We start from the raw sequence: 17,170 nt of genomic DNA, 5'->3' as shown, positions 1-17,170 counted from the left end.
CATATGTTGTTATACGATGTATATAAGGTGGTGGTATTGTTGGACAAAGAAATCTTGAAGGGAAGTATAGATATTTTATTACTTTCTATCATTGCAAAACGTGATACATATGGATATGAAATAGCTCAAAGTTTAAAGGATGCAAGTGAAGATTTGTATAGTATGGGGCAGGGAACTTTGTATCCTGCTTTAAAGAGATTAGAGAAAAAGGAGTTTCTTGAATCTTATTGGAATGAATCTGAGAATAGGATGAAAAGGAAATTCTATACTATTACAGATAAAGGGAAAAAAGAATTGCAGAAGAAAGTGAATTCTTGGGAGAGTGTAACAGCATTAATTCAAGCTTGTCAGAAAGGAGTTATTTATGAGTGAATTTGATGAGTATATTAAGTCTATTTTAGCCTATTCAGAACTTAGTGATATTGAACAGGATGAGTTATTTCTAGAAATGTATGATCACTTGAACAGCTTGAAAGAAGAATATATGGAACAAGGTATGAATGAAAAAGAAGCGATTTATAAAGCGATTCAAAGTTTTGGAGAATCAAAAGTTATTGGCGTAGAGATTAATAAATCGGTATACGAAGTTCCTAGACCATTAAAGGTATTATCAAAAATTTTATGTATTCCTTATATAATCATTTGTTTTATTGTCTTTTTAGGAACGTTTATTTCAACTTCTACATTTGACTCTGTTCGCAGTTTGACAGGTGGGACTGTCTATCATCCCATTGAATTTTGGCAGCAATTTTTACATATATCTGATTTAGAAACGTTATTACAACTTTTTGGAATAACACTTTGGCAAGTTAAAGATTTTATTGCACATCCAGGTCCTTGGGGAAACTCAACTTATTGGTTAAGTGTTTTACAACATATAATATTAGTAGTTCCATTTGGATTTTTCGTTCCAGTGCTGATTAATAAAGTGACTAACTATAAGAAAGCTCGTAAGTGGTATGTTATGACCTTTCTTGTTTGGGAGATATTACATTTACTAACTTTGTCTGATGTTTTTGATGTGTGGCGGATTGCTATAAATATGCTCGGTGCGTCGGTAGGATATCTTTTATTTATAAGCATGATACAAATAGATAATAAATTTAGGATAATGCGCAAGAAGATATTTGAAAATTAGCTTGCTATTCTGTAGTTTAAATTATACAAATTTAGTTTGATGGTAATAGAGTATTGCTGAAAACATAGGTGCTATATAGTGAGAGGATTTTTTATATTCGTAATAGGTGTTGTTCCTTGTTTACTCATACTGTTATGAAGCGGGTACATAATCCGTCTTTATTGGTGCTATAAATGATGAGAGCGGCACAGCTGAACTTGAAAAAGTCTAGCTGCGTTAGCGTAAAATAGAGAACTACCTGAAGGGGAGCCCTTTAGGTAGTTTTTCTCTTGACTAAAAATAAATAAAATGTGTTACAATAATGATAGAGTATGTAGTGTGAATTTTGCATAAAATAAAAAAGACAGAAGCCTGAGAAACTTCTGCCTTGTGTAACCTAACTTGCTATTGTGGTGGTAGTAGGTGCGGTTATAAGACAATTACATTAACGTTTTAGCCGAGAACCGCCCTTACCTTTTCCACGAAGCAGGGTGGTTCTCGCTTTTTTGTATACAGAAATTAGCCACGGACCGACGTATCTTCTACCGATGACAACGCCAGCTCCGGTTAGGATACCATACACTAATTTAATTATAAACATCGCGATTATATTATCACCTCCCCCCTTTTTTCAAAATGGAAGAGATGATTGCCACACCTACTAGTTATAGCTTATTAAGTTACGTATTCATTGTATTATGTTTTAAAATAGGGAACAAGATATATGGATGAAAATTCCTGTTTTTAAGCAGAACATTAGTGTCAGGGGACAAGAAGTAAATAAATATTCATAAAAAAACGGTATGGACATTACCATCCGTATTTTTTTATGTATTTATAAAACTTTTCCATGCAGTGCGTCGTCTAATATATGGGAAGGAGGAAATGATGTGGATGAATTAACGATAGAAGCGTTTGAAATAGAAGATAAGGAGGAACTTATCGACGAAATAATGAACAAGTATGGACAAGAAGTCCTGCAGCTTGTGTATTCATATGTGAATAATAAAGAGGTTGCGGAGGATGTAACGCAAGATATATTTGTGAAATGTTATAAATTTCTTCATACATATAAAGGGAAATCGAATGTGAAAACGTGGTTATGGAGAATTGCGATTAATCAATGTAAGGACTATATAAAAAGTTGGTATAACAACAAGGTGATCGTGACAGAGGATGAAGCTGCTTATATGGGGGTTCAAAATGGTAGTGTCGAACAAACTGTCATTCAAAATGCGGAGGACCGTGAACTGGCTTCTGCAGTAATGAATTTACCGATAAAATATCGAGAAGTCATTTATCTATTTTATTATGAAGAGTTATCAATTAAAGAGATTGCTATAGTAATAGACGTAAAGGAAAATACGATAAAAACGAGACTGAAAAAAGCGAAGGAGCTTTTGAAGAAAGGATTGGAGGAATAATCAAATGGAAGATCAATTAAAAGGCCTGCGAAAATCAATGGAGAATACAACGTTTAAACATTTGAGTTTTTCTGATCAACATCGAAAGCAGGTGCGCGAAAAAATCAATGCTTCAAACGAGAAGGAAGAGGACATCTCTTTAGCGATTTTACAACTCCTCAGTAATGAAAAAACAGGGTACGAATTGTCACAGCTACTACGAGGGAGAGGGATTCGGAAATTCGAAGGAAATGAAGGGTTTTTATATACCGTATTACATCGTCTGGAACAGAACCGTTTGATCCAATCTAGCTGGGATCATGCAGGAGCGAAATATTATCAATTAAACGATAAAGGAAGAAAGATGCTGCGAAAGGCAGAAAAAAATGCTACGAAGGTACAATTTATATTAAAAGGCTTAGTACAGGAGTGAGGAGAAATTGAATAAAAAAGGGGAGCGTTTTGTAAGCGAAGTTACGAATTATATTAAATCAAAAGAAGCGAAAGATTTTGTAGCAACGGAACTAGATTTTCACCTAAAACAGGCGAAGAACACATGGATAGAAAAAGGTTTGAGCGAGGAAGTCGCTGAAAATAAAGCGGTGGAACAAATGGGAAGTCCGATTAAACTAGGGCAAGAACTTAATAAACTTCATAAGCCAAAGGTGGATTGGTTTTTACTTATTTTATTAGTAGCTGCTATGGGATTAGGTTTTTTACCAATAATCGCTTTTGGGCATACGGATGATTTACTAATGAACAAAGTAATTTTTGTAATTCTTGGGATTGCAACAGCCATTGGGATGATGTTGCTTGATTACCGGAAGCTAGAGAGGTTTGGATGGCTGTTTTATACAATTGGAATACTTATCTTGTTAGCTATAAAATGTTTTCCGACTATTTCTATAAATGGGGAAGCGTTAATGAAAATTGGTCCCATCAAAATTGACTGTTTAATGACGATACCATTCTTTTTTCTAGCCTGGGCTTCTTTTTTTAATAACAGTAGATTAAAGTTTATACATCTTTTCATGTTGTATTTATTTTCTTTATATCTATTTTTAACGACATCGATTATGGTGCCAATTTTCATCTATATGACGATGGTATTCGTTATGCTTTGGTGGAGTAAGATAGGAAAGAAAACAGCATGGCTCATTACAATGTTACCAATTTTTCTTCTTATTATTAGAGATCTATTTTCCTGGTCTGCTGTAAAAGAATACCGGATAGCTAGAATTTTAGGGTTTTTAAACCCAGAGCATGATCAATGGTATTTACGTTTAAAAGAGGCAATGGCATCGGCAGGTTGGTTTGGTACATATGGAAATATAAAGTCTATCCCTGCTACTCATACTGATTTTGTATTTGCAAGTCTGACTTACTATTATGGATATGTGCTTGCGCTAGTTCTTGTCTTGATTTTGTCTCTTTTTGCAGTAAGAATAATGAATATAGCTTATAAAATAAATGATGGTTATGGTAAATTACTCCTCGTTGGTGGAGTAACTCTTTTTGTATTCCATTTCGTTTATAACGTTGGCATGATTCTTGGGATATTACCACGTGTCTCTATATCATTACCCTTTATTAGTTACGGCTTGATACCAACTCTATTTCACGCATTTATAATGGGAATCGTGCTAAGTGTATATCGACGTAAAGATATTCCTTTTAGAATGAGAAAAACACCTTGATGATTATCAAGGTGTTTTCATTATAAGCTCAAAACTCTCCGAATCAGCCCCAAGCACAAAAGGACTAACCTCGCCAACGCTATAAAGTTGCAACTCATGCATCGCCCGCGTACAAGCAGTGTAGAACAATCTACGTACGCTCTCATCACTGTACACAGCTTTAGAAGCATCGTAAATAATAACAGCGTCAAATTCAATACCCTTCGCTAAATAAGCAGGGATCACGACGATGCCTTGCTCATACTCGGCTGAGTTACTTTTCACAAGTTTAATATTGTCGATATGACGAAGTGCTTCGTAGGCAGCGGCGCTTTCAGCTGCAGATTTACATATAATTGCAATCGTATTGTGCTGCTCTTTTTGTAGTGCAGCAACTTTGGCAGTAATATGCTCGTGCAGCTGGCTGTCATTCGATACTTTCGTCACTGTAGGTTTCTCGCCGTCACGTTCAAAGGCGTGAATGTTCTTGCCCTCCGGGACGAGAGTGCGTGTAAATTCAATAATTGGTTTTGTTGAGCGATAGCTACGAGTTAAGTTGATGCCGTTCGTTTCGTCTGGTCCGTATAAGCTAGTAAGTGTGTTGAAATTCACTGCTTCACTCGCATGAGCAAATATCGCTTGGTTAAAGTCTCCGAGTACAGTCATTCTTGCAGCAGGGAAGAGACGTTTTAAAAACTCGAACTGAAACGGAGAATAATCTTGCGCTTCGTCTACGAGTACGTGTTTAATCGATCTGTTCGTTTGGAAGCCTTCAATTAATTCTTTTAAAAGTAAGAATGGAGTCGCATCCTCGTAATATAGTTTTCCTTCATCAAGCATGTTTACTGTTAAGGAGCAAATGTCATCCCACTCTTTCGGTTTTTTCTCAGTAACCCATGATGCATCTGTGAAAAGTTGTTTATATATGCCTGTGAAATTGATAAAGCGTAATGTTTGAACGCCTTTACGCAGTGGCTTCAATTTTTTACGGACAATCATACGTCCAAGTACTTTCGTTTCTTTCTCAAAATCATGAAAGGAGTTGTCGTCAAACTCGCCTTTTTTCTGTAAATATTTATAAGCTTTTTGGTATTCATCTTTACTAAGTAATTCAATTTCTTCTTCTACCCAAGGCTTTTTCAGTTCTGCTTTTTCAAGTGCATCTATTTGCTTATTTAGCCAATCCGTTAACTTCTCAATTCGACTATGGAAGCGGAGGGAGGAGTCGGTATTGTAAAATTGTTCTGTAATTTCCTTCGCAGAAACAATCAGTTTTCCTCTAAATTTCATTCCTCTAAATAGCATGTCTGAAGATTCAAGAGATTGTCTGTACGCTCTAATCATCTCGAAAAATTGAGTAGATGCCTTAAATCGAATGCTCGCATTTCTCGTTTTATAGGTAGGATTATTCGTTTCAGTTAACATATATTCTAATTGTTCATAAGGATCTTCAACGTCAAATGACTTACTTAGTCTATGGTTTAAATATTCTTGGAAAGTCACTTGCTGCATATTTTCTTCGCCGAGTTCAGGTAGTACGTTAGAAACGTAGCTGTTGAACATAGAGTTAGGGGAGAAGAGAATAATTTGATCTGCTTTTAACCATTCGCGATATTTATATAGTAAGTAGGCGATTCGTTGCAGGGCAGCTGACGTTTTACCACTACCAGCAGCTCCTTGCACGATAAGGAGTCGGCCTTCATCGTGACGAATAATTTCATTTTGCTCGCGCTGAATCGTAGCAACGATGCTTTGCATATGTTTGTTCGTGCCTTTTCCAAGCGCTTGTTGCAAGATTTCATCACCAATTGTAAGGCTCGTATCGAACATAGAATCAATCTCGCCATTTTGAATAATGTATTGTAATTTTTTCTCCACATTACCGTGGATTACGCCGCCTGGTGTACTGTATTCAGCCGGTCCTGGTGGATAATCGTAGTACACACTCGAAATAGGTGCGCGCCAGTCATATATAAGGAAGTTTTCTCCGCTTGCATCAGTAAGTGTAGCGACGCCGATATAAATTTGATCCGCGGCAGATTCTCCTTCTTCTTTGAAATCAATTCGTCCGAAATAAGGTGCTTTATGCATGCGTCTTAATGCGGCAAGTCGATTAAAGGTGTGCTTATGGGTAATTTGTGTGACAGCTAGTGACTGAGCTTGTTGTCTTAAGTTGATAACTGTTTCAAGATAATCATCGAAAGTATCAGTATTCACTTTCACATCATCCCAAAAGTGTTTACGAATATTGATTACTTCTGCTCGGCGTCTGCCAGTTTCGTTTTCCAGTTTATCAATTTGCTCCGTAATTGTTTCAATTACGGTATCCAATCTTTTTTGCTCTAGATCAAGTTTTTTGTTCATACGGTAAGCACTCCTTTAAAAGTGAAAAATAGAGGTTGACTGAAGATGTGTTTTGGTGTAAAATTAAGATACGGATAAATACGTCCCTTTTGTTTTGTAAAACGTGTTTCTGTTCTAATTTAACATAGTTTTTTCATTTAATCAATGATAATAAGATAAACCTTGGTTCTACGTGGCGTGGATCAAGGTTTTTTTGTGTTTGAAGAGGGAGTCACGCTTGTTGTCGTTTTTTGTCGGTAAGTCGATATATTTCGAAAATCGCTGATATAATTGGAGTTGCGCTGATATATTTTGAAAATCGCCGATATAATTGGAGTTGCGGTCGATATATTTGAAAAATCGCCGATATAATTTCATTTACCGAATCTAGATTAACTACTGGGAGAAGAGGAGATAAAAAAAGCTCGGGCCGAAGCCCAAGCTTTTTTTACTTCATTATTTCTTTTCGTCTTTCTTAGCGTCAGCTTTTTTCTCTTCGAAAAGATCTTTTAAATCTTTATCGTCAACTTTTACGTCAGCTTTTTTGATTTCTTTCATCATAAGATCGTTCATAAATTGAGCATCTTGTGTTTTTTCTTGAACTAGTGATTTTTTAATATCAGCTTTTGCTTTATCGAAATTTGCATCTGCGTGATTATCAGTTACTTTGATGATATGGTAACCGAATTGTGTTTTTACAGGTTCGCTTACTTCACCTTTTTTCAACTTTTGAGCTGCTTCTTCAAATTCTTTTACCATTTTCCCTGGTCCGAAGAATCCTAAGTCGCCACCTTTTTCTTTTGAGCCTGTATCTTCAGAGTATTGTTTTGCTAATTCTTCGAAAGATTTACCTTGAGCAAGTTCATCTTTCACCTTTTTAGCAGTTTCTTCATCTTTTACAAGGATATGACTTGCTTTAATTTCTTTTTTATAATCCTCGAATTTTGCTTTTACATCTTTATCAGTAATCGATTGTTCAACCGCTTTTTCTTGAGCTAATTGAGCACGCACACTATTTTTAATAGTTTCTTCTTTAATACCTTGTTGTTTCATTAGTGTATCGAATTGATCACCGTATTGTTTTTTCATTTCATCGAACTTTTTGTCTACATCTTTGTCTTCAACTTTGTAGTTTTTAATAAGTACTTTTTCCATAACCATGTTGTTTAGTACTTGTTTACCAGCTTGTGTCTTCATTTGATCGTAGAATTCTTCTTTTGTAATGTCACCAGCTTTAGATGTAACAATTTTGTCTGATGATGATGTTCCACATGCTGATAATGCGATTACACTTGTTGCGGCTAAGGCAAGCATAGCTTTCTTCATTCGATAAACACTCCTACTATTATGTATTTTTAATTTATCCTACACCAATGAATTTTGATTCATAAGAGCCCGATTAAGTCTCACTGATACTTTTGCTTTTTTATATTGGTAAAGCGCGCTTAACAGGGCTTACCGTGGCTGAGGATAAAGTTTTGATGAATGTTTTGTTCTATAGTATAAGCAATATGTACAAAATTTAATATATCATATTTCGAACCGTTTTCATATTGATAAAGAAAAATTAACCAGCACGTGTCAGATTTTGAAAGTGTGCCATATTGGGCGTATGCCGCATATACAGAATAGAGGAGGGGATGGGGATGAATTCTCAACTTATTTTATTACTTGTACTGTTTATTTTATTGGTTATTGTAGGTATAATTTGCTTATAGAGGAAAAAAGTGAGGAAGGGGCTTTCCTTCCTCACTTTCCATGAAATATAATTTCTATATAACTAGAAATTAATAAAATTGTTATACATACATTAATAACCCGAAAGACACCGGGCTGGCGGCTCGCAGCTATTTGTTTTCGTTCACACAGTGTATGTGTCATGAAATTCGTGTAAAATATAACAAGAAGTGCGAATGCGACAAAAACAACTGTTATAAGTGTCATGAGGCGAGACCTCCTTTTGGCTAAAATACATATACATATATTGTATCACACGATATTTTGTTCGTGTTACAAAATTCAGAAATAGAAGACTTTGTGTTAGAAAGTGAGGGAGAAAATGGACGTTGTTAGAAGATTAGAACAAGCTGAATACTATGTAGACCTACTATTTAAAATGATTGATGAAGAGAAGTGTCCATTTTATTCTTTGATCATAAAGAAAAAAGCTCGTAAAAAAGATATTGAACGTATACTAAATCTTTGTGAAAAACTGAACGAGCAATATGTAGTGGAGAAAGCAGAAGGGCTTCTTTTGTTCGATGCGCTGTTAGATCAATTTGAAAAAGCGCTTCCACATCAGCTCGAAGTACACGAAACTGCGGAAGCGCTAGCAAAACAAGGTTTATTTAAGCCGCTTATGAATGAATTCTTAAGCATGATTGCGAAAAAATAAATAGATTATTTCTTAACTAACTTTTGATCGGATTCTGTAAAGTTCTCTTCAATATCTTCTAATGATTTCTCAAAAATATCGATAAAGTCTTGTCCGTAAATGTTACGCAGGATTGCAATCAGTTCGATATTTTCTGGGAACTTCCCATAAAAATTACGAAGTGCAAGAGCCCCATTAAACACTGAATTATTTTCAGGATCATACTCTTCCATTAAGCGAAGTAGTAATTCTTCCCCTTTGTCTGTAATTTCAATGTACGTATTTCGTTTATCATCTTCCTTTTTTGAGAATACAAGATAGCCGCGTTCTTCCAGCTTTTTCGAGAAGTTAAACGCTGTTGATACGTGCATAACTCCAAACTTAGCAATCTCAGAAATAGAAGCCCCTTTTAAATGATAAGCGATTGTTAAAATATGATGTTCATTAATATTTAAATCGTAAGGTTTAATCCACTGCTGCCAATCTTTCTCTACACATTTCCATAACGCTTTCGATAATTGAGCAATGCGTTGGCTGAAAATCATCGCTTCTTTTACCGAGTAATCTTTTTCTCCACTTTTCATTTACTCACCCACTTTAACATTCTTTTTTCATTACTATCTATTATGCCAGTAAAATAAAAATTAATAAAGTCTTTTTGTGAGAATTGTGAAAATTTTTCGGAAAAATGACATTCTATACAAATCATGCATAACTATGGAAGCGTTTTATGAGTCGTGAATACATACGTTGTCCTTACATGTTAAGTGATAACATATATTGTAAATGCATAAAAACACGGCATATCTATACGATATGCCGTGTCAAGGTCAATTTATATAAAAAATATTTGTTATATGCAAAAAACTAAGCAGGAATTTGTTTACGCTTTTTCTGGAACAGCTTCTTGTAGTTTCTCAATTGACTTTTGGATGTCCAAAATTTCTTTCTCAATATGGCGCTTGTTTTGAGAAATATCTTGCTTCCAGTTAGAAAGCGTGTCTTGCATGTCATCTTTTAATTCTTGAAACACTTCTTTACCTTCTGAAGCAGTTTCAACAATTTGACGCTTTAATAATTTCGTATCAGCTGTAATATCAGCTAAAGTCTTTTTAATATCATTTCCTTTTTCTTTTAACTTGCCGCGCATGTCTTTACCAGAAGAAGGAGTTGAGAAAAGAACAGCTAGTCCAGCAACTGCTCCGCCGCAAATAACACCTGTAATAAAGGATTTAGCTTTTGACATAAAAGGAGACCTCCTTATTTTTTGTTCGTATTCATGATGGGAAAAATATGCATATCTTTCTTATATGTGCTATGCACAAACAATCATCCCTGAGCATTTTAAGTAAAGAAACAAGCCATGCGGAATTTGATGACTTCAGGGAAGTGGCTTGTTATGTATTACGCCTTCTTATAGTGTCATTATTTCACACTATTTGCAATTGTACTTGCGATGTTTTGTAAATTTTCCATAGTGTATTCATTTTGATGTGATTTCCAAACAGCACCGAAACCATCTTTTTCACCGTAGCGTGGAATTAAATGAAGGTGGAAGTGGAACACAGTTTGTCCAGCTTTTTCACCGTTATTGTTAAGTAGGTTAAAGCCAACTGGATTAAACTCTGCTTTAATCGCATTTGCGATTTTTGGAACGACAGAAAAAATGTGTGATGCGATTTCTGGCGTTAACGCAAAAATGTCTTGTTTGTGAACTTTCGGAATAACAAGAGTATGTCCTTTTGTTACTTGACTAATATCTAAAAATGCAAGCACATGTTCATCTTCGTATACTTTTGAGCAAGGGATCTGCCCGTCAATGATTTTACAAAAAATACAATTGTCTGCTGTATGATTCATTGATCTCATCCTTTCAAATATCCTTAGCCGTATTTTACCATAATTACATAAGAGAACAAACACGAAAAACAGGAAGCTGACTCAGCTTCCTGTTTTCTGAAGAGGGATTGAAAAAGCATTATCGTAATTTACGTTTCGCAGACACCTCATTTATTTAAGAAATGCACGGTAAATCGGCTAAAGTTTCTGCCGTAGACACCCCATTTTCAAGTGAAATGAATTGCAATCTTTTTTAAAATGAAATTGTTTATTTTTTAAAACAGTATATGCTCTTTCAGAGACACCCCGTTTCGAAAATGAAACAAATGATCTGGTTATGTGTAAATTTCATTGTCCAACTTGGACACCCCATTTCATGATGACTTCACTATGTTGTTGTACTCATCAATAGGTGGTTGCTTTTTCAATGTGTTCCTTCTTCAATAATTATGATGTCCGCTTTCGGAAAAATATATGCTAATAAATTTAAAAATTTTTTTTGAGTACATGGATACTATGTAGTACAGCATAATTTTTGGTAAGATGAATATAGAATGAATACTAATGAAGAAAGTGGTGTCGTATGAGCGAGTTATTGCGTGTAGAAAATGTTACAGGAGGATATACGAAACGACCTGTATTAAAAGACGTTTCGTTCTCTGTTAATAAAGGCGAACTTGTCGGCTTAATCGGTTTAAATGGAGCTGGTAAAAGTACGACGATTAAACATATTATCGGTTTAATGGAACCGAAAAAAGGAACTGTCACAATTAATGGGAAAACAATTCGTGATGATATGACAGCGTACCGTTCTAGCTTTTCATTCATTCCGGAAACGCCGGTATTATATGATGAATTAACGTTAGAAGAGCATTTGAAATTAACAGCTATGGCGTATGGGGTTGATGAAAAACAATATGAAGAACGTGTAGGACAACTACTACAAGAGTTTCGTATGAAAAATCGTTTAAAATGGTTTCCATCTCATTTCTCAAAAGGAATGAAACAAAAAGTAATGATTATGAGCGCATTTTTAGTGGAGCCATCTCTTTACATAGTAGATGAACCTTTCGTTGGATTAGATCCGTTAGCGATTCAATCCCTTCTTCAAATGATGGACCAAATGAAAAAGAGTGGTGCCGGTATTTTAATGAGCACACATATTTTAGCGACGGCAGAGCGTTATTGTGATTCGTTCATTATTTTGCATCAAGGTGAAGTAAGAGCGAAGGGAACGCTATCTGAACTGCAATCACAGTTTAATATGCCAGGTGCAACGTTAGATGATATTTACATCGCGCTAACAAAGGAAGAAGATTATGAATAGCACAGCGTTATGGAAAGAACGATTTCGTCACTTTCTAAAAGAAGTTCGTACATATAGTAAATACGTATTTAATGATCATTTGAAATTTATTTTCGTGTTCATCATTGGTGCGGGAGCGTATTATTACCAGCAATGGTTACAAACGTTAACACCTTCGTTTCCGGCGGCGCTCGTAATGGCAGTATTAATTGGACTCGTGTTAACGGCTGGATCCATTCAAACATTATTAAAAGAAGCGGATCTCGTTTACTTACTGCCAGTTGAAGAAAAGTTAAAACCTTACTTCACAAAGGCATTTCTTTTTACATTTATGATTCAGTTATACATAATCGCAATCGTAGCAGCTGCGCTTGCTCCGTTATACTTCCAACAAATGAAGCAAACAGGAGCTGGCTACATATGGATCGTACTTGCATTTGTCATTGTAAAAGCGTGGAATTTATTTGTAGCGTGGGAAAAGTCATTTTTAACAGATCAAAATATACAAAGAGCGGATTGGTTCATTCGTTTTATCCTAAACGGTTTATTTGTATATTTCCTTGTAGAACGTACTTCAGTTCTTTTCATTGGTGGAATCGTCCTTCTCATGGTGTTATACCTTGCTATCATGCATCAAATGGTAAAGGGAAAGCCACTAAACTGGGAGTATTTAATTTCTGAAGAAGGTAAGAAGATGATGCTGCTATACCGCATCGCGAACATGTTCGTTGATGTACCAGCATTAAAAGAAAGAGTAGCACGCAGAAAATGGCTCGATTTCATTCTTTCGATGATTGGTGAAAAGCGTACATATTTATACTTATATACGAGAACGTTTTTAAGATCAGGTAACTATTTTGGATTATATGTGCGTTTGCTTGCTCTTGGAGGAGTTATTCTTTACTTCATTCCATTTTTATACGGGCGATTTATCGTAAGTTTTATCTTCCTATATTTAATCGGCTATCAGCTATTAACTTTATGGAAACATCACCGCATGAAGATTTGGCTTGATTTGTATCCGGTAGGGGGAGAAGAGAAGAAGAAAGACTTTCTTACTTTATTAAACGCGATTCTAATCATAGGGAGCGTAATCTTTACAGTTATATTTGCACTAGCAACGAAAGATTTCATGATGACAGGAATTTTACTTATCGTAAGCATATTATTTAGTATCGGTTTCGTTTACCAATACGGGGCGAAGCGCATTGAGCGTTTAAATTGAAAGGAATGAACCTATGATTACATACGAAGAGAAGGTTATAAAAGAATTGGAGCAGTGGAAAGCTACATTCATGAAAGATTCTTCTATGATGACACGGTTCTCCAAAAAAGTGCAGACGAAAGTGCAACAGCTCATTCCGGCGAAAGTACAAAAGGTATTAACAGAGACGATTCGTATGATGGTGCAAACGATCAGCGCCGGGTCAAACTTTATAAAGCCGAAGCTAAAAGAGACGACATGGTCACTGCAAAGACGTGACGATGAAGTTCGTAAAAAAATGGATGAGTATAAAAAAATAGCAGCGGCAGAAGGGGCAGGGACGGGGGCTGGCGGTATTCTCCTCGGTCTTGCTGACTTTCCGCTTTTACTCGGCATTAAAATTAAATTTTTATTCGATGCAGCGACATTGTACGGATTTGATACGAGCAACAAAGAAGAGCGCCTTTTTATCCTTCATGTTTTTCAGCTTGCCTTTTCAAGTGACGATCACCGAAAAGAAATATGGAAAGCAATCGAAACGTGGGATACAGAAGAAGAAAATCATATGGACTGGGAAAAGTTCCAAACAGAGTACCGAGACTATATCGATTTAGCCAAAATGCTGCAGCTCGTACCAATAATCGGTGCCCCGGTAGGCGCATATGCGAACTATCAACTACTGCAAAGACTCGGAGAAGTGACGATGAATTGTTATCGTATGCGATTGCTGAATAGGGATTAAAAAGAAGGCGTCCTACATGTGTAACGTAGGACGCCTTTTCTTAGAAGCCAAGTCCGATATAGCTAACTCCAACTATAATCAATACGATAAAAAGTACAATGATTAATGAAAATCCGCTCTTACCAGCTTGTCCTGCTTCACCGCCGCCATTACCACCAAGTCCCATATGATATCCTCCTTATTGTTATATGTTGCTTTTACTTTATAACTTTCTGTATTTTCTGATAAACACCTTCTGTAGTGCTAACTAAATTGAAAATCATTTCGTTTTGTTTTATAATTTACTTACCGACCGGTAAGTAAAAATAAGTGAGGTACAGTATGACGAAGAATTTACAAACATCGCAAAACATTGTAGAGGCTTCATTTAAAATTATGGCAGAACACGGCATTGAGAAGATGAGTCTTTCCATGATTGCGAAAGAGGTAGGTATTTCAAAACCGGCTATTTATTATCATTTTTCTTCTAAAGAAGCGTTAATCGATTTTTTATTTGAAGAAATTTTCTCTGGATATCATTTCGTGAGTTATTTCGATAAAGAGCAATATACGAAAGAAAACTTTGCAGAAAAGTTAATTGCTGATGGTTTACATATGCTCTCTGAATATGAAGGGCAAGAAGGGATATTACGCGTTATCAATGAATTTATCGTAACTGCATCGCGAAATGAAAAGTATCAGAAACGCTTATTTGAAATACAAGAAGATTTCTTAAATGGTTTCCACGATTTATTGAAGAAAGGCGTAGAACTTGACGTAGTGTCACAACATGAAACGGAAGAAAATGCTCATACGCTAGCACTCGTGATTGATAATATGAGCAACTATATGCTCATGGGATTCCAGTTAAAGTATAAAGAAATTTGGATTCGAAATGTGAAAAACGTCATGAAGGAGGAGTAAAGATGAAAATGCAAAAAAACTGGTGGCTCGGTTTTCTTGGATTTATTGGGGTTTATAAAATACCAGGTATGATTGAAGCTTTTCAAGCGGATGGAAATTGGATGAAGTTAATCGGTTTCATTTGGCTACTTTGGTTCGGATATTTTATTCCTGAGAAGAAAGAAGATTGAATTTCAATTTTCTGTAAAGTTACGTAAAATATAGATTGAGAGTATTTATATATTAGATTACTAGATTTGGAGTGGTTACATGGATCCATTGAAAAATGAAATTCACCCTGACATGGTCAAGGTGTGGAAAGCGCGTTCTTTAATTGAGCTAGGAATCAGTATTATAGTCATTTTGGCATATCTTTTCTTTATGATTAAGTTTAATTGGTGGGCTTGGATTTTCTATGTGCTCATCGGATTAACAATTGTATATACACCGTTTGATTACTTTACGTTTCCGAAACTACGTCAACGTTATTACAGCTACCAACTAAATGAAGAAGAACTTGAAATTCAGCATGGTCTTTTCGTCGTAAAGCGCGTATTAGTACCGATGATTCGTGTGCAGCACGTTACGATTGAACAAGGGCCAATTATGAGAAAATACGGATTAGCAGAATTACACATTTCAACAGCGGCAACTTCTCATAGCATCCCAGGTTTAACGATGTATGAAGCTGAAATGTTGAAAACGAAAATCGCAGAATTAGCGAAAGTGAGTGATGAGGATGTATAAGAGGCAGCATCCAATCACGATGTTATTAGAATTAAAAATAACAGATTTTATACCACTCATTATTTTTCTTTTTAGCTTAAGGGGAAAGTTTCCATTTTGGTATTTAGTTCCTATTGGTTTTGCGTTGATCACAATTATTTCAGCTATCGTAGGCTGGTATTACAAAGTATACTGGGTCGAAAATAACGTATTACATGTGAAACAAGGTCTCTTTGTGAAAAAGGAGAGCTACTTAAATAAAGAACGTGTTCAAACAATTAATACAAGTTCTAACGTACTATACCAAATGCTCGGTTTGAAAAAAATTCAGATTGAAACAGCTGGCGGGGGCGATGAAGCAGAAGTTAGCTTAGCTGGAATTACGGTAGAAGAGGCGACGGAGCTTATTACTTTGCTAAATGAGCCAACTCCAGAAGTGAAAGCAGAAAAAACGTTAGACGAAGCAGCAGAAAATACAGTAGAAAAAGCAATTGTTACAGAGGAAAAACAAACGACAGAGTACAAGTTAACGTGGAAAGAGATTTTAATAGCGTCTGTTACATCTGGTCAATTTGGAGTATTGTTCTCTTTAATCTTTTTCGTTTATCACCAAGTAGATGAGTATATTCCGAAATGGATAAAAAATAGTGTGACGTCATATGTAATGGACCACGATATATATGGCTGGATTTACATGGTAGCTATTTTACTTGTCGTTTCTTGGATGATATCTACAATTGGCTACGCGTTAAAACACGGTAACTTCACAGTGAATCGAAAAAATGATGAAGTCCGTATTTCGCAAGGGTTACTGGAGAGAAAAGAACTCGTACTAAAATTGCACCGCATTCAAGGGATTACGATAAAAGAAGGCATTTTACGCCAACCGTTCGGTTATTGTGCTGTGCAAGTAGAAGTCATTCAAAGTGAAGGGAAAGAAGAAAAAGTTACACTGCATCCTATCATTCGAAAAGATCGAGTGCAACAATTACTCGCGCATTTACAATTACCATACGAACTGAATGCAAATATTACTTCGTTACCAAAAGCAGCATTGCGCCGCTATCTCATTGATAGTTTTATCTTTTTCGCTATGCTCGCAATCCCGCTTACTGGAATAAGCGTATACTTTGAAAAGTATTACATCATGTGGGCATTACTACCGCTCGCAATCCTTATCTTTACACTTGGATACGCAACATTTAAAACAAATGGCTACAGTGTTAACGGAGAACAAATTACACTTGTCTATCGTAGCGTCGGAAAATATACAGGACTTATTAGAAGAAGACACGTCCAATCAATGGAGAAGACACAATCATATTTCCAGCGCCGTGCGGATTTATGTACGTATAAGTTTTCGAGTGCATCATCTAGTTATAAAATAGAGCATACGAGAGTAGAAGATGCGGAGAGAATGCAGGATTGGTATAAGAAGAAAATAAATGAGATGTAACTTGAGAAAGCTTGCCTATTATGAAAGGCAGGCTTTTTTGTTATAGGGAAAAGAGTCGTTTAATCCATATATTAGTACAACTACAGCACACATGTATCAATA

Annotated in this window: 21 protein-coding genes; 13 read left to right on the top strand and 8 right to left on the bottom strand. The window is 35.7% G+C overall.

Annotated elements, in window-relative coordinates:
* Positions 1-39 precede the first annotated feature (39 nt).
* Entirely contained in the window at positions 40-372 is a 333-nt protein-coding gene (locus tag AB6801_RS21515) for a PadR family transcriptional regulator (protein WP_141530637.1), read from the top strand.
* Positions 365-1,138: a VanZ family protein gene (locus AB6801_RS21510; protein ID WP_001288383.1), complete on the top strand. Its 774-nt coding sequence runs from the start codon at positions 365-367 to the stop codon at positions 1,136-1,138. The genes AB6801_RS21515 and AB6801_RS21510 overlap by 8 nt, the downstream gene beginning before the upstream one ends.
* 424 nt (positions 1,139-1,562) lie before the next feature.
* Here the strand turns inward: AB6801_RS21510 and AB6801_RS21505 are convergent, their stop codons facing one another.
* A complete protein-coding gene (locus AB6801_RS21505) occupies positions 1,563-1,718 on the bottom strand; it encodes a hypothetical protein (protein WP_000469930.1) in 156 nt (51 codons plus the stop codon).
* Between the two features lie 289 nt (positions 1,719-2,007).
* Between AB6801_RS21505 and AB6801_RS21500 the strand changes: the two genes are divergently transcribed.
* Genes AB6801_RS21500 through AB6801_RS21490 form a run of 3 tightly spaced genes read left to right on the top strand, consistent with a single transcriptional unit; the run spans position 2,008 to position 4,217 of the window.
* Positions 2,008-2,541 carry a sigma-70 family RNA polymerase sigma factor gene (locus AB6801_RS21500; RefSeq protein WP_370941157.1) on the top strand — a complete coding sequence of 178 codons (534 nt, stop codon included), beginning with the start codon at positions 2,008-2,010 and terminating at the stop codon, positions 2,539-2,541.
* Between the two features lie 4 nt (positions 2,542-2,545).
* On the top strand, positions 2,546-2,953 hold the full coding sequence (locus AB6801_RS21495) for a PadR family transcriptional regulator (protein WP_000390089.1): 408 nt from the start codon (positions 2,546-2,548) through the stop codon (positions 2,951-2,953).
* A 7-nt stretch (positions 2,954-2,960) separates the two neighbouring features.
* The gene (locus tag AB6801_RS21490) at positions 2,961-4,217 is read left to right on the top strand and encodes an FtsW/RodA/SpoVE family cell cycle protein (protein ID WP_001034651.1); all 1,257 of its coding nucleotides are present in this window, start codon (positions 2,961-2,963) and stop codon (positions 4,215-4,217) included.
* Positions 4,218-4,223: 6 nt separating this feature from the next.
* Here AB6801_RS21490 and helD read toward each other — a convergent pair whose 3' ends face one another.
* From helD to AB6801_RS21475, 3 genes are all read right to left on the bottom strand, one after another.
* Entirely contained in the window at positions 4,224-6,560 is a 2,337-nt protein-coding gene (gene helD / locus AB6801_RS21485) for an RNA polymerase recycling motor HelD (protein WP_097999499.1), read from the bottom strand.
* Between the two features lie 435 nt (positions 6,561-6,995).
* Positions 6,996-7,865 carry a peptidylprolyl isomerase PrsA gene (gene prsA / locus AB6801_RS21480; RefSeq protein ID WP_000710063.1) on the bottom strand — a complete coding sequence of 290 codons (870 nt, stop codon included), beginning with the start codon at positions 7,863-7,865 and terminating at the stop codon, positions 6,996-6,998.
* A 423-nt stretch (positions 7,866-8,288) separates the two neighbouring features.
* Positions 8,289-8,483 carry a hypothetical protein gene (locus AB6801_RS21475; RefSeq protein WP_000172690.1) on the bottom strand — a complete coding sequence of 65 codons (195 nt, stop codon included), beginning with the start codon at positions 8,481-8,483 and terminating at the stop codon, positions 8,289-8,291.
* A 115-nt stretch (positions 8,484-8,598) separates the two neighbouring features.
* On the opposite strand from AB6801_RS21475, the gene AB6801_RS21470 reads away from it, so the two are divergent.
* Positions 8,599-8,934: a DUF1878 family protein gene (locus tag AB6801_RS21470; protein ID WP_000383655.1), complete on the top strand. Its 336-nt coding sequence runs from the start codon at positions 8,599-8,601 to the stop codon at positions 8,932-8,934.
* Between the two features lie 5 nt (positions 8,935-8,939).
* On the opposite strand, the gene AB6801_RS21465 is transcribed toward AB6801_RS21470, so the two are convergent.
* From AB6801_RS21465 to AB6801_RS21455, 3 genes are all read right to left on the bottom strand, one after another.
* Entirely contained in the window at positions 8,940-9,497 is a 558-nt protein-coding gene (locus AB6801_RS21465) for an HTH-type transcriptional regulator Hpr (protein ID WP_000834924.1), read from the bottom strand.
* 299 nt (positions 9,498-9,796) lie between these two features.
* Positions 9,797-10,159 (bottom strand): YtxH domain-containing protein, encoded by a 363-nt coding sequence (locus AB6801_RS21460; protein WP_000030302.1) that lies wholly within the window; start codon positions 10,157-10,159, stop codon positions 9,797-9,799.
* Between the two features lie 179 nt (positions 10,160-10,338).
* The gene (locus AB6801_RS21455) at positions 10,339-10,773 is read right to left on the bottom strand and encodes an HIT family protein (protein ID WP_001016835.1); all 435 of its coding nucleotides are present in this window, start codon (positions 10,771-10,773) and stop codon (positions 10,339-10,341) included.
* A gap of 562 nt (positions 10,774-11,335) precedes the next feature.
* On the opposite strand from AB6801_RS21455, the gene ecsA reads away from it, so the two are divergent.
* The 3 genes from ecsA to ecsC are packed head-to-tail and all read left to right on the top strand — an operon-like array spanning position 11,336 to position 14,004.
* Positions 11,336-12,079 carry an ABC transporter ATP-binding protein EcsA gene (ecsA, locus tag AB6801_RS21450; protein ID WP_001292603.1) on the top strand — a complete coding sequence of 248 codons (744 nt, stop codon included), beginning with the start codon at positions 11,336-11,338 and terminating at the stop codon, positions 12,077-12,079.
* Positions 12,072-13,283 (top strand): ABC transporter permease EcsB, encoded by a 1,212-nt coding sequence (gene ecsB, locus AB6801_RS21445; protein WP_001089101.1) that lies wholly within the window; start codon positions 12,072-12,074, stop codon positions 13,281-13,283. The genes ecsA and ecsB overlap by 8 nt, the downstream gene beginning before the upstream one ends.
* A gap of 13 nt (positions 13,284-13,296) precedes the next feature.
* On the top strand, positions 13,297-14,004 hold the full coding sequence (gene ecsC, locus AB6801_RS21440) for an ecs operon protein EcsC (protein WP_000634139.1): 708 nt from the start codon (positions 13,297-13,299) through the stop codon (positions 14,002-14,004).
* A 40-nt stretch (positions 14,005-14,044) separates the two neighbouring features.
* Here the strand turns inward: ecsC and AB6801_RS21435 are convergent, their stop codons facing one another.
* On the bottom strand, positions 14,045-14,170 hold the full coding sequence (locus tag AB6801_RS21435) for a YjcZ family sporulation protein (protein WP_000522755.1): 126 nt from the start codon (positions 14,168-14,170) through the stop codon (positions 14,045-14,047).
* A gap of 155 nt (positions 14,171-14,325) precedes the next feature.
* Between AB6801_RS21435 and AB6801_RS21430 the strand changes: the two genes are divergently transcribed.
* From AB6801_RS21430 to AB6801_RS21415, 4 genes are all read left to right on the top strand, one after another.
* A complete protein-coding gene (locus AB6801_RS21430; RefSeq protein ID WP_097999498.1) occupies positions 14,326-14,907 on the top strand; it encodes a TetR/AcrR family transcriptional regulator in 582 nt (193 codons plus the stop codon).
* 2 nt (positions 14,908-14,909) lie between these two features.
* On the top strand, positions 14,910-15,077 hold the full coding sequence (locus tag AB6801_RS21425; protein ID WP_000783813.1) for a hypothetical protein: 168 nt from the start codon (positions 14,910-14,912) through the stop codon (positions 15,075-15,077).
* A gap of 79 nt (positions 15,078-15,156) precedes the next feature.
* A complete protein-coding gene (locus tag AB6801_RS21420) occupies positions 15,157-15,633 on the top strand; it encodes a PH domain-containing protein (protein WP_000371346.1) in 477 nt (158 codons plus the stop codon).
* The gene (locus tag AB6801_RS21415; protein WP_097999497.1) at positions 15,626-17,068 is read left to right on the top strand and encodes a PH domain-containing protein; all 1,443 of its coding nucleotides are present in this window, start codon (positions 15,626-15,628) and stop codon (positions 17,066-17,068) included. Before AB6801_RS21420 ends, AB6801_RS21415 begins: the two co-directional genes overlap by 8 nt.
* Positions 17,069-17,170 lie beyond the last annotated feature (102 nt).

It is taken from the genome of Bacillus sp. RCC_6_1 (assembly GCF_041360755.1).
Taxonomy (GTDB): domain Bacteria; phylum Bacillota; class Bacilli; order Bacillales; family Bacillaceae_G; genus Bacillus_A; species Bacillus_A cereus.
The sequence above is the reverse complement of the archived record's forward strand: the minus strand, read 5'-3'. Positions and strand labels throughout refer to the sequence as shown.

Excerpts from the sequence above, each read along its gene's own strand:
- AB6801_RS21510 (WP_001288383.1), top strand. The coding sequence starts at position 365 with ATGAGTGAATTTGATGAGTATATTAAGTCTATTTTAGCCTATTCAGAA.
- AB6801_RS21505 (WP_000469930.1), bottom strand. The coding sequence starts at position 1,718 with ATGTTTATAATTAAATTAGTGTATGGTATCCTAACCGGAGCTGGCGTT.
- AB6801_RS21495 (WP_000390089.1), top strand. The coding sequence starts at position 2,546 with ATGGAAGATCAATTAAAAGGCCTGCGAAAATCAATGGAGAATACAACG.
- helD (WP_097999499.1), bottom strand. The coding sequence starts at position 6,560 with ATGAACAAAAAACTTGATCTAGAGCAAAAAAGATTGGATACCGTAATT.
- prsA (WP_000710063.1), bottom strand. The coding sequence starts at position 7,865 with ATGAAGAAAGCTATGCTTGCCTTAGCCGCAACAAGTGTAATCGCATTA.
- AB6801_RS21475 (WP_000172690.1), bottom strand. The coding sequence starts at position 8,483 with ATGACACTTATAACAGTTGTTTTTGTCGCATTCGCACTTCTTGTTATA.
- AB6801_RS21470 (WP_000383655.1), top strand. The coding sequence starts at position 8,599 with ATGGACGTTGTTAGAAGATTAGAACAAGCTGAATACTATGTAGACCTA.
- AB6801_RS21465 (WP_000834924.1), bottom strand. The coding sequence starts at position 9,497 with ATGAAAAGTGGAGAAAAAGATTACTCGGTAAAAGAAGCGATGATTTTC.
- AB6801_RS21460 (WP_000030302.1), bottom strand. The coding sequence starts at position 10,159 with ATGTCAAAAGCTAAATCCTTTATTACAGGTGTTATTTGCGGCGGAGCA.
- AB6801_RS21455 (WP_001016835.1), bottom strand. The coding sequence starts at position 10,773 with ATGAATCATACAGCAGACAATTGTATTTTTTGTAAAATCATTGACGGG.
- ecsA (WP_001292603.1), top strand. The coding sequence starts at position 11,336 with ATGAGCGAGTTATTGCGTGTAGAAAATGTTACAGGAGGATATACGAAA.
- ecsB (WP_001089101.1), top strand. The coding sequence starts at position 12,072 with ATGAATAGCACAGCGTTATGGAAAGAACGATTTCGTCACTTTCTAAAA.
- ecsC (WP_000634139.1), top strand. The coding sequence starts at position 13,297 with ATGATTACATACGAAGAGAAGGTTATAAAAGAATTGGAGCAGTGGAAA.
- AB6801_RS21435 (WP_000522755.1), bottom strand. The coding sequence starts at position 14,170 with ATGGGACTTGGTGGTAATGGCGGCGGTGAAGCAGGACAAGCTGGTAAG.
- AB6801_RS21430 (WP_097999498.1), top strand. The coding sequence starts at position 14,326 with ATGACGAAGAATTTACAAACATCGCAAAACATTGTAGAGGCTTCATTT.
- AB6801_RS21425 (WP_000783813.1), top strand. The coding sequence starts at position 14,910 with ATGAAAATGCAAAAAAACTGGTGGCTCGGTTTTCTTGGATTTATTGGG.
- AB6801_RS21420 (WP_000371346.1), top strand. The coding sequence starts at position 15,157 with ATGGATCCATTGAAAAATGAAATTCACCCTGACATGGTCAAGGTGTGG.
- AB6801_RS21415 (WP_097999497.1), top strand. The coding sequence starts at position 15,626 with ATGTATAAGAGGCAGCATCCAATCACGATGTTATTAGAATTAAAAATA.